Below are 12,816 nucleotides of genomic sequence, written 5' to 3'. Positions count from 1 at the left end.
CCCTGAAACCATGCGCTTACAAGCGGTCGGAGCTCCGATTTATCGGGGTGACGGCGTGCCTTTTGCATAATGAGCCTACGAGTTACACCTATTTGGCAAGGTTAATCCTGTAGACAGGAGCAGCCGCAGCGAAAGCGAGTCTGAACAGGGCGCCATAGTCAGGTGGGGTAGACGCGAAACTTGGTGATCTACCCATGGCCAGGTTGAAGCTCCGGTAACACGGGGTGGAGGACCGAACCCGTTGACGTTGAAAAGTCTTGGGATGAGCTGTGGGTAGGGGTGAAAGGCCAATCAAACTGAGAAATAGCTCGTACTCTCCGAAATGTTTTTAGGAACAGCCTGGGAGGATGTCTGCTAGAGGTAGAGCTACCAATAGGACTAGGGGGAGTCACATCCTACCAAATCCTGATGAACTCCGAATGCTAGTAGATTACTCCTGGAGTGAGGGCTAGGGTGCTAAGGTCCTGGTCCGAGAGGGAAAGAACCCAGACCGTCAGCTAAGGTCCCAAAATATATGCTAAGTTGAACTAAGGAGGTCCAGTTGCAGAGACAGCCAGGAGGTTGGCTTGGAAGCAGCCATTCCTTCAAAGAGTGCGTAACAGCTCACTGGTCGAGCGACAGGGCATCGATAATAATCGGGCATAAAGCATATTACCGAAGCTACGGACCCGCAAGGGTGGTAGGAGAGCATTCCAATGGCGGCGAAGGCGTGTCGTGAGGCATGTTGGAGCGATTGGAAAAGAAAATGTAGGCATAAGTAACGATAAGGCGGGTGCGAAACCCGCCCACCGCAAGACTAAGGTTTCCTGATCAACGCTAATCGGATCAGGGTTAGTCGGGGCCTAAGGCGAACCCGAAGGGGGTAGTCGATGGATAACGGGTTAATATTCCCGTACTGGCTTTATAGAGTGATGTGGAGACGAAGAGGCGTAAGCTCTGCGAACTGACGGAATAGTTCGTTGAAGACCGTAGGTATATTTAGAGTAGGCAAATCCGCTTTGAATGCTGAAAGTTGACAGTACTACAATGCTTCGGCAGCGTAGATAATGAGCCCAAGCGTACTTCCGAGAAAATCCGCTAAGCGTTTACTATAAAGCGACCCGTACCGCAAACCGACACAGGTAGTCGAGGAGAGAATCCTAAGGTGCTCGAGTGATTCATGGCTAAGGAACTAGGCAAAATGACCCTGTAACTTCGGGAGAAAGGGTGCCTCCCATGGAGTAGTGTTTACACTCACTTCATGGAGGCCGCAGTGAAGAGGCCCAAGCGACTGTTTAGCAAAAACACATGGCTTTGCGAAGTTGAAAGACAACGTATAAGGCCTGACACCTGCCCGGTGCTGGAAGGTTAAGGGGGGGCGTTATTGTCTTCGGATGAGAAGCGCTGAACTGAAGCCCCAGTAAACGGCGGCCGTAACTATAACGGTCCTAAGGTAGCGAAATTCCTGTCGGTAAGTTCCGACCTGCACGAATGGTGCAACGACTTGGGCGCTGTCTCAGCCATGAGCTCGGTGAAATTGTAGTATCGGTGAAGATGCCGATTACCCGCAACGGGACGAAAAGACCCCGTGAACCTTTACTATAGCTTTGCATTGGCAATGGGTAAGAGATGTGTAGGATAGGTGGGAGACGTTGAAATGGCCTCGCTAGGGGTTGTGGAGTCGTTGGTGAAATACCACCCTTCTTTTATCTGTTGTCTAACCACTACGGTGGGACATTGCATGGTGGGTAGTTTGACTGGGGTGGTCGCCTCCTAAAAAGTAACGGAGGCTTTCAAAGGTACCCTCAGCATGGATGGTAATCATGCGCAGAGTGCAATAGCATAAGGGTGCTTGACTGAGAGACCTACAAGTCGATCAGGTAGGAAACTAGGATATAGTGATCCGGTGGTTCTGTATGGATGGGCCATCGCTCAAAGGATAAAAGGTACTCCGGGGATAACAGGCTGATCTCCCCAAGAGCTCACATCGACGGGGAGGTTTGGCACCTCGATGTCGGCTCGTCACATCCTGGGGCTGGAGAAGGTCCCAAGGGTTGGGCTGTTCGCCCATTAAAGTGGCACGCGAGCTGGGTTCAGAACGTCGTGAGACAGTTCGGTCTCTATCTGTTGTGGGCGTTAGAAGCTTGAGAGGATCTGACCTTAGTACGAGAGGACCGGGTTGGACAAACCGCTGGTGTATCTGTTGTGCCGCCAGGTGCAGTGCAGAGTAGCTACGTTTGGAAGAGATAAGCGCTGAAAGCATCTAAGCGCGAAACTCCCCTCAAGATGAGGCTTCTTTATAAGGGTCGTTGTAGATGACGACGTTGATAGGCTGCAGGTGTAAAGTCAGAGATGACAAAGCCGAGCAGTACTAATTACCCGTAGACTTTCAGGGTCCCGGTGCAAACCGGGACCAGAACCATTTGGTTGATGTTGCCGTTCTGCTTTTTGTCCCATTCATGTCTAAGGTATTTATCCCATTAGGGATATCCATCATTCCTGCCGCCGATAACTATCGGGGCGGGACAAGATGTTGTGGTGATTCTGCGAGGGGGTCCCACCTCTTCCCATTCCGAACAGAGCAGTTAAGCCCCTCAGCGCCGATGGTACTGGTCTAAAGCCGGGAGAGTAGGTCATCGCCACACTTTTATTTATAAACCCCAATTAAGAGTAATTTTAGTTGGGGTTTTTTTATGTCTTACTTTTTATAATTCACAACAAATTTTATAGTTTCTGACTGCGTTGTATTTTAGCCGCCTAATTATAAATAATGAACTCAATTCTAAAAGTACTCTGGATTTTGTCCTTTGTTTCTGCCGGTCTATTACTAATTCTATCTTATGGATATCTTCCCGATGACATCATCCTTTTTGATGCATCCTATTCGGTAATGAGCAAGTCAACATTTTTCAATTATAATCTTATTACCCTTGCAGTTTTATTCTTTATCGCCAGAATTTTTCATAAAGGAATTAGAGAAATGAACTGGGCATTTGTATTTCCTCTGAGTAGAAATTGGAGAAAAGACGCTGAAAAACGCGATGCCTATCGGATTCACATAGACTCATGGCTCACTTCAATTTTTATGGTTTTTAATGTGTTGTTTATGATTACCATATTTTTGATTTGGAGTGGCAATGATGGCTTGGTCTTTTCATATCAGAATGTTTTTATTGTGGCTTTATTATTATTTGCAACAATTTTAATTTTAACTTTAATTATTCCTCCTTTTATCATCTATCGTGGACCAGTAAATTCTGAAAATGGCAGCTAATCACAATTATACAGAAGACAATATTCGCTCTCTCGATTGGAAAGAACACATACAGCTTCGTCCGGGGATGTATATAGGTAAACTAGGCGATGGCTCTTCTCATGATGATGGCATTTATGTGCTTTTCAAGGAAATTATGGATAATGCCATCGATGAGCATATGATGGGTTTTGGTAAAAAAATCGATGTAAAATTAAGGGATAACCATTTGGAAATCAGAGATTACGGACGAGGGATTCCATTGGGAAAAGTTATTGACTGTGTTTCTAAAATAAACACTGGCGGTAAATACGATTCCGAAGCCTTTCAAAAATCAGTGGGTCTCAATGGTGTTGGTACCAAAGCTGTGAATGCCCTCTCAAGTTATTTTTGTGTTGAAGCTTACAGGGAAGGGAAAGTAAAAAAGGCCGAATTTAAAGATGGCGTATTAACCGAAGACCATAAAATATCTAAAACGGATGAAAGAGATGGCACTTTTGTGAGTTTTTACCCGAACAGTGAAACATTTAAGCATTATAAATTCCGTCATGAATTTATTGAGGATCAAATCTGGAATTACGCCTACCTGAATTCAGGGCTGACTATCTATTTTAATAGTCAAAAGTTTCATTCTGAAAATGGATTAAAAGATCTTTTAAGCAGAAAAATTGATGAAGAAAGTATTCGCTATCCATTTATTCATTTAAAGGGAGAGGATATTGAAATTTGTTTATCGCACTCCAGTCAATATGGAGAAGAATATTATTCCTTTGTGAATGGACAAAACACCACACAGGGAGGAACTCATCAGGCGGCCTTTCGGGAAGCGGTAGTTAAAACCATTCGCGAATTTTACAATAAGAATTTTGAACCTTCAGATATACGTCAGGGCATAGTGAGTGCAATTGCAATCAGGGTTCAGGAGCCGGTATTTGAATCTCAAACCAAAACAAAACTGGGTTCTCAAAATATTGCACCGGATGGAGTGACCATCAGAACATTTGTCAATGATTTTGTAAAAAAGAATTTAGATAATCATTTACATAAATTTCCAAAAACTGCAGAAGCGCTCTTAAAAAGAATTCAACAATCCGAACGCGAAAGAAAAGAACTGGCAGGTATTAAAAAATTGGCAAATGACAGGGCAAAGAAGGCCAACCTTCACAATAAGAAGCTAAGAGATTGCAGATACCATCTTAACGATAAAAAGCAGGAAAAGGCTTTAGATACGACCTTATTTATTACTGAAGGTGATTCGGCGAGTGGTTCCATTACCAAATCGCGAAATGTAGAAACGCAGGCAGTATTTAGTTTAAGAGGGAAACCTTTAAATTGTTTTGGATTGACTAAAAAGGTAGTTTATGAGAATGAAGAATTCAATCTCTTACAACATGCCTTAAATATTGAAGAAGGGCTTGAGGATCTTCGTTATAATAAAATTGTAATCGCTACTGATGCGGATGTGGATGGAATGCATATTCGCTTGCTATTGCTTACCTTTTTCCTTCAATTTTTTCCGGACCTTGTTCGAAACGGGCATGTTTCAATTTTAGAAACCCCACTTTTCAGGGTCAGGAATAAAAAAGAAACCATTTATTGTTACGATGATCAGGAGCGTCAGAATGCGATAAAAAAATTAGGGAACAAACCGGAAATTACCCGATTCAAAGGCTTGGGTGAAATATCACCAAATGAATTTGAAAATTTTATAGGCCAAGATATACGCTTACAACCGGTTCATCTTAACAATGAAACTCATATCAAAAAGCTGCTAACTTATTATATGGGTAAAAACACGCCTGAAAGACAGCAATTTATTATCAATCATTTAAAAATAGAGAAGGATTTAGAAGAAGAGCTGGTGGCTTAATCGATCAGCTGCTCAAAATCATTTCTTATTTCGATTTCATTGACATAACCCGTGGCATCAAATCTCAACTGGAGAAATTCACCGTATTCATCAATTGATTGATCACATTGCTTTCCTTCTTCCAGAAAATACACATAAAACTTTTGATGTCTTTTAGACAATCTGTGTCGATCCGGTCTCCCAAAAAAAGAGTTGACCTGTCTTTCAGGCCAGCGAAGAAAAACCTCTTTCGAATTTACAAGTTCGGATTTATTAGAACTTCTAAAACCTTCACAGGCATTTTTGTCTTTTTTCCATTGTGTTAGTTCAAAACTAAAATCCGGTTCTTCTTTACTGTCGCAGGAAATTAAAAAAATGGAAATCAGGAAAAAGTATAAATGTCTCATGTATTTTGGAATCGCAAAGAATAATTCTTTTGTGCTTTTCAATATTTTATAAATTCGCAAATCAATTCACTAACCTCTTAGCAATTTACAATGGCTGACGAAAATAAGGATGAAGAAGAGAATATCATACAAGATATACAACCTGTAAACGATCTTTATGAGAATTGGTTTTTGGATTATGCCTCTTATGTAATCCTTGAACGCGCTGTTCCTTCGGTTGTCGATGGTTTAAAGCCGGTTCAAAGGAGGATACTTCATGCATTAAAAGAAATTGATGATGGCAGATTCAACAAAGTGGCCAATGTGGTTGGTAGCACCATGCAATTCCACCCGCACGGTGATGCCTCAATAATTGATGCCATCGTTAATTTAGGTCAGAAAGAACTCTTGATTGAAACCCAGGGAAATTGGGGTGACATCAGAACAGGAGATAATGCTGCTGCCCCGAGGTATATCGAAGCCAGACTTTCAAAATTTGCCCTTGAAGTAGCTTTTAATGAGAAATTGACAGACTGGCAACTTTCCTACGATGGAAGAAAGCGCGAACCGGTATTTCTTCCTATGAAATTTCCTTTGCTGTTAGCGCAAGGCGTAGAGGGGATAGCGGTTGGTCTTGCCACTAAAATTATGCCCCATAATTTTATTGAATTATGTGATGCGTCAATCAGAATACTCAAGGAGAAAAAGATAAATATTGTTCCTGACTTTCCAAATGGAGGAATGGCAGACTTTAGTCAATACAATGATGGTTTAAAAGGAGGCAAAATAAAGGTTAGGTCTCATATCGAAGTGTATGATAAAAAGACATTGGTAATTAAAGATATTCCTTATGGCACAACAACTGTAAATCTTATTGATTCCATTATTAAGGCCAATGATTCCGGAAAAATCAAAATTAAACAGGTTGTTGATAATACAGCCAAAGACATCGAGATCTTTGTTTATTTAAGCCCGGGTGTTTCTCCGGATATTACAATTGATGCGCTTTACGCTTTTACCGATTGTGAGGTATCAATATCTCCTAATGCCTGTGTGATTGTTGAAGATAAACCAAGATTTATTGGTGTAAATGAGATCTTAAAAATCTCCACTGAAAATACCAAAGACCTGCTTAATAAAGAGCTGGAAATAAGAAGAAATGAGTTATTGGAAAAACTCTTATTTTCTTCACTGGAAAAGATATTTATTGAAAATAGAATTTACCGAGACATCGAAGAATGCGAAACCTGGGAAGCGGTAATTCAAACCATAGATAACGGCCTTGATCCATTTAAAAAAGAGTTTTACAGAGAGATTTCAGAAGAGGATATCGTCCGTTTAACGGAGATAAAAATTAAAAGAATTTCAAAATTCGATGCTTTCAAAGCTGATGAACTTATGAACAGGCTTCAGGAGGAGTTAAAGGAAGTTGAGCATCATTTGGCTAATCTCACAGATTACTCCATTGCCTATTTTGAAAAACTGAAAGAAAAATACGGTCCGGGCAGAGAAAGAAAAACAGAAATCAAATCATTCGATAGTATAGAGGCCCATGTAGTTGCTGCTAATAATGTCAAGTTGTACATCAACCGTGACGACGGATTTATGGGCTATGGTCTCAAAAAAGATGAATTTGTTACAGAATGCTCTGACCTCGATGATATTATAGTTTTCCGCTCTGACGGCAAATACCAGATTTCCAGAATTGCTGATAAGGTATTTGTAGGCAAGGGAATTATATATGCAGGCATTTTTAAGAAAAATGATGAGCGTATGGTTTATCACTGTGTCTATCTGGATGGAAAAACCGGGCGCTCAATGATTAAAAGATTTCAGGTAAGTTCTGTGACACGCGATAAGGAATACGATCTTACAACCGGAGCAAAAGGATCAAAAGTGCATTATTTCTCGGCTAATCCGAATGGTGAAAATGAGTTAATTACAGTAAAGCTTACCGCGGGGTCAAAAGCTCGAAACAAAGTTTTTGAATTCGATTTTTCTACCTTGGAAATCAAAGGTCGTAATGCAAAAGGAAATATTCTAACCAAATATCCTGTAAGAAAAATAGAATTATTGGAAAAGGGAGCTTCAACTCTGGGGGGTTTGGAAATTTGGTACGATGAGACAACAGGTAGACTGAATAGAGAAGAAAGAGGCTACTCACTTGGAGAATTTAACGGTGAAGAACATATTCTTGTACTGTACAAAGACGGATCTTATGAGCTGAGCAATTTCGAGCTAACGAATCGCTTTGAATCCTCTAAGGTCATTAAACTTTATAAGTTTGATGAAAACAAATCAATCAATGCCATTCATTACGATTCAGAAAATAAGACCAATTATGTAAAACGCTTTTTAATCGAGACAAGTACCCTGAATAAAAAATTCAGTTTCATAGGGGAGTCCAAAGGTTCAAAATTACAGTGGGCGGGTTATGGAGATGAAACAGAAATCGAAGTAACCATTAAAAAAGGAAGTAAGGGTGTTGAGAAAAAACGAGTGGATTTAAGCGAGATAATTGATGTTAAAGGTTGGAAGTCAATAGGAAATAAATTTCCGATTGAAAAATTTCACAAACTTGACTTAATCACAAGAGAAAAGAACAACGAGAAAACCGAATTGAGCAAGGAGGAATCTAACAAAGATGAATCCACAGAATTGGCTTCTGACAACACAAATCCGGAAAAGCCAAAGACAATTAAAAGTACCGATACTCAACTGCCTACAAAGACAAAAGAAGAGGAGAAAGAAAAGGAAGATGAGATTTTGAGTCCCGGGACCAGTATTGAACTTGAAATCAAGCCTAAAAAAGATGACAACTCCCAACTGGGAATGTTTGGGGAAGAAAAGTAGTATATTCTATTTATAAAAAACCTCCTCAATTTCTGAGGAGGTTTTATTATGTCTACTAGCAGTGTTTATTCAATCGTCAGTTTTTTAACTGCAGAACGATCACCCGAATACATGTTAACAAAGTATTGCCCGGCATCGAGATAGGATAGGTCGATCACTTTGTTAAATTTATTTCCCGCGCTGTACTCCTGTCTGAACACTTCCTGACCTTTAATATTAATTACAGAAATCAAGATTGTTTCTTCTGTATTAGGGATATCAAAAGTGACACTACCGGAACTTGGATTCGGGAATAAACTGATTTCCCTGGTCCAGCTATTCGAACTTAAACCCACACCCTGGCAATTGACAAATAAAGCTTTAGTGGTATCCTTTGAACAGGTTCCATCATAGGCTGTAAGTGTAATTAGAAATGACTGAGCACTGGCGTAAATGTAAGTTGGATTGATTTGTGTACTCGTTCCATTCAGTGGGTCACCAAATGTCCATCGCACGCTATCGGTGTTATTGCTAACCAATCCGGTAAAGTCCACCGTACAATTATTTACAGATTGCGTGAAATTCACAGTAGGTGTGAAGTTAACTTCTGCTGTAATGGTTTGTATTGGAGCAGTACATCCGTTAGAATTAATGGCCTGTATGTACAGAACGGTTGTTTGTGTAAAATTGGCTGTATATGTTGAACCGCTATTCACTTGATTAGTTAAAGCGGCATCGTCATACCAGTTGAGATTATCTCCTGTAAATAATACCTGAAGGGTTACAGAACCACCATTACAAACTTCACCGTTGATTATTGAATCAATTGTAGGCACGGCCTGATTGAAAATACAAAGTTGAGGCAATGCATTATTGGTTGAATCTTCATCACCAGCTAACACAACACGCACATCAATGCATTTCTGACCGGGACCTGAAAGATCCACACCGGAAATTGTATAGGTCTGTGTTTGTGCAAATGCTAAAGGTGCAGAAGCAGAAGCACCAATGATGTATGCCCCTCCATTGACAGAATATTCAATATCAAAGACATTCTGAGTATTGGCACCTTTGTTTTCCACATCTACGGTAAAGGACTCATTGCTACCTAATCCGCAGGCCGTTTGTAATCCGTTAATTGCAGTTAAAGCCAGATCATTATTTGGTGCATCTCTTAATCTCACTTCGTCAACGGCCATATCCCCGGTAAAGCTTGTTCCGCGAACACCCTGGAATCTGAATTGCACTGTATCGGTTGACGGGTTAAAAGGAACGGCAACATTGACCCAAGGATCAGTTGTTGTATTTTGTTGAGGTCCGGAAAGAGTCCAGATATTCACCCAGTTACCCGCACTATCCAATACGTCTAAATTCAATGTACCCATAGTAGCACCGTACATGTGATAGAAAAACTCAACCTGAGGTGCTGAAAGCCCGCTAATATCAATCGGCGGAGATTCCAATTCAGAAGTTTGACCTGCAGAACCACCACTGGTTTCCAGATAAACATATTTTCCAGTTCCACTTACATCACCGGCCGGACCAGTACTCCCTGAACTAGTCGTTAGGTCTTCTGTTCTCCAGAATGGCGCTGTCGTGGTTGTTTTATTCCAACACTGATCTATGTCAAATGGAGACACCAAACTCCAGGCGGGACCATCAAATGCTTCGAAGAAAGGTGCAATATAAATCGCACATGGAGTCGTGTAGCTCAAAGGTCCTGCCCATGCGGAAGTATCACCCGATGGACAAACTTCCCTTACATAGAAATCGTAAGACGTATTTTGAGTCAAACCTGTTACGGTTACATTTGGTGTGGAAGAAGCTGTGCCTATTCCACTTGGTAAATTACCTGCAGGCACGTTTACCCATAACCATGAATTGGCCAAAGCACCCGGATTCCATGACATGTCTCCTTGTGTAGAAAACAAATTATTCACTGCCAATCCTGTTGGAGGTGGTAAGCTCGATTGAACGACTCTACTCGCCGTATCATTTTGTCCTACCGTATCGGTCATTCCATTAGGATTCGATGTCCATACTGAGACATTGTATGGGTTATTTGTGGAGAAACTAAAACTTCCCAACAATATTTGACCTGTAGTCGCACCTGTACCACCGATAGTATCCAAATTACCGGTGAAGGTGACCGTTGGTTGCAAAACGCCATCAACTGACCAGTCAACGGTTACAGTAGTTACTTGTGTTGTTCCATAATTATTAATGGTTGCCCAAACATCTTCGGTACCCGGGCAGAATACTGCAGGAGAATCAATTCCTACAATACCTACATCATTTGGTGCACCAGAAGATAAAGGTCTTATTATTACAGTTCCATCATCCACATTTGCTCCTGCAAGGTTAAACTGGTTGGTTCCGGCATTAAAGGAACCACCACCTCCAGCTTCGGGGAAACCTGTAGTTCCACCGTGTGAACCTCCACCTCCGGAGTATCCACCACCACCGCCACCACGACGATTATTAAAACTACTGGCACCACCACCACCGCCAAAGCCGCCTTCTCCGCCACTTCCGGTCGTAATACCACCATTTCCGCCGTTCACAAAAGCAAATCCTCCGGCAGTACCAGTGCCATTTCCCAATAGTCCACCACCGCCATCGGCAGATATTGATGTAGAACCACCTTGGCCAGCAGTTCCTCCGGCTCCACCGGTACTACCGGTTCCGCCACCGGAATTACCGGCAGTTGTTACCGGCGCATCTGTAATATTTGTAAAAGCCGGGGCCCATGAACCACCACCGCCACCGGCAATGATTATTGGGTTATTAGAGTTATCAGTTATGAAAGTACCACCTCCACCACCAAATTGGTTGGTTCCTGAACCTACAGGGGGAGCACCTTTTTGTCCGACAAGGATTTTTACTGTTTCTCCACCACTAAATAAAAAGTCACCTTTCATTTTGGCTCCCCGACCACCAAAGGTTCCAAAACCCTGAGCACCGGAAACTTCAATCTCATAAAGTCCACCACCTGGAATCGTCCATTCCTGAATTCCGCCATTTACGGTAACTTGTCCAGAAAGGTTGGTACCATTATAGGCAGAATTACAATCTCCCTGACTTGGGCCAAAACGACCGCTAGCTCCACAATGTGTAAAACAGTAAGCATTCGGTGGACAGAAAAATGGCGTAGTATATGTAAAAGGTCCTGCCCATGCAGATGTGTCACCAGTTGCACACACTTCTCTGACATAAAAATCATAAGCTGTTTTTGGTGTTAATCCAGTTACCGTTGCAGATGCAGTACTTGCAACAGTTCCGGGACCAAATGGTGGGTTTCCCGGTGATACATTTGACCACAACCATGAGTTTGCAGATCCACCCGACCAGGTTAAAGTTGCCTGACTGGAACTAATTGCAGAAGTCATAATATTAGTAGGAGGCGGTAAATTTGATTGAAGAATTGCAATAGTTGAATCATTTTGAGTAACAGTATCAGCCACACCATTAGGTAAAGTAGTCCAAGAAGCAACAGAGAATGGATTATTGTTTGCAAAAACAAATGATCCCAGAAGAACAGAGGCTGTATTTGATCCGGTACCACCAGTTGTATCAAGTGTTCCGTTGAAATTAACAGAAGTTTGTAAAATTCCATCAACAGACCAGTTGACAGTAGCAGACGTTACCTGGTTTGTACCAAAGTTTTGAATTGTCGCATAAACATTAAAAGTTCCAGGACAAAAAACTGTAGGTGAATCGATTGAAACGATACCTACATCGTTAGGTGCAAAACTAAGTGGCAATTCCATATTCCAGGTATTTGCTATTTCCATAGCATCCAGAGCTCTATTATAAAACCTAAATTCATCCATGATTCCACCTGCAGGTAATGTAGAATTTCCACTATAGGCTCCAACAGTAAATGGACCAGCGCCGGAAATAGTAATAGGATTCGGTACTGTTACTGTTGTGTTCAAGACTCCGTCAACATATGACATTAACATTCCATTTGGGGAGTCGTATACAAAATGTGTTACGTGTGGTGCTACTGTGGCTGCGCCGTTCGCTAACAAATCGGGTATGGGACCTCTTAAAATCCAATTATTTGCCCCAGCTACACCGTTTGTAAAACAACGAAATCCTCCTGCCCCGGGATCTCCAAAAATATACCACAATGTTGCGCTAGGAGTGATGTTGGAAGAGTAAAATGATATAGTCCACGAACCTGTCAAACTCGTAGACCAACCAGTGTTTACATTATTACTTGTCCCTGTTCCTGTTGTGCCGACAAGACCAGTACCAAATTGGCCTGCACCTCCTTGACTAAAACCACCATTAATTATTGCAGGATTAGTGCCTACAGGGCTTGAAGCATGATTTTGAACATTGATTCCGGTACCGTTAAATTTGTAATACATCAACTCCGGAACTGTGCCATTTTGAGCTGTAATTGATAAACTCGAGGCAATTAAGACGAGTAACAGTAAATATTTTCTCATAATCCGAACTTATATTATTCTTTCAAGTTACAAATTTCATAATAAAAAAGCCACTCA

Annotated in this window: 5 protein-coding genes and 2 rRNA genes (1 of these 7 only partly in view); 5 read left to right on the top strand and 2 right to left on the bottom strand. The window is 41.5% G+C overall.

Features of this window, described 5'->3' with window-relative positions:
• From HZR84_01800 to HZR84_01785, 4 genes are all read left to right on the top strand, one after another.
• Positions 1–2,371 (top strand): 23S ribosomal RNA (locus HZR84_01800) (it extends 534 nt beyond the left edge of the window).
• Between the two features lie 142 nt (positions 2,372–2,513).
• Positions 2,514–2,624: ribosomal RNA gene (gene rrf, locus HZR84_01795) — 5S ribosomal RNA — on the top strand.
• 125 nt (positions 2,625–2,749) lie between these two features.
• Complete coding sequence (locus tag HZR84_01790) at positions 2,750–3,253, top strand: hypothetical protein (GenBank protein ID QNL20731.1); 504 nt, start codon at positions 2,750–2,752, stop codon at positions 3,251–3,253.
• Positions 3,243–5,102: a type IIA DNA topoisomerase subunit B gene (locus tag HZR84_01785; protein QNL20730.1), complete on the top strand. Its 1,860-nt coding sequence runs from the start codon at positions 3,243–3,245 to the stop codon at positions 5,100–5,102. Before HZR84_01790 ends, HZR84_01785 begins: the two co-directional genes overlap by 11 nt.
• On the opposite strand, the gene HZR84_01780 is transcribed toward HZR84_01785, so the two are convergent.
• Positions 5,099–5,530 carry a hypothetical protein gene (locus tag HZR84_01780; protein QNL20729.1) on the bottom strand — a complete coding sequence of 144 codons (432 nt, stop codon included), beginning with the start codon at positions 5,528–5,530 and terminating at the stop codon, positions 5,099–5,101. The genes HZR84_01785 and HZR84_01780 overlap by 4 nt on opposite strands.
• A 48-nt stretch (positions 5,531–5,578) precedes the next feature.
• On the opposite strand from HZR84_01780, the gene HZR84_01775 reads away from it, so the two are divergent.
• Entirely contained in the window at positions 5,579–8,320 is a 2,742-nt protein-coding gene (locus HZR84_01775; GenBank protein QNL20728.1) for a DNA gyrase/topoisomerase IV subunit A, read from the top strand.
• A 65-nt stretch (positions 8,321–8,385) separates the two neighbouring features.
• Here the strand turns inward: HZR84_01775 and HZR84_01770 are convergent, their stop codons facing one another.
• The gene (locus HZR84_01770; protein QNL20727.1) at positions 8,386–12,759 is read right to left on the bottom strand and encodes a T9SS type A sorting domain-containing protein; all 4,374 of its coding nucleotides are present in this window, start codon (positions 12,757–12,759) and stop codon (positions 8,386–8,388) included.
• Between the last annotated feature and the right edge of the window lie 57 nt (positions 12,760–12,816).

Source organism: Hyphobacterium sp. CCMP332 (assembly GCA_014323545.1).
Taxonomy (GTDB): domain Bacteria; phylum Bacteroidota; class Bacteroidia; order Cytophagales; family CCMP332; genus CCMP332.
Note: the sequence above shows the minus strand (reverse complement) of the source record. Positions and strands in the feature narration are given on the sequence as shown.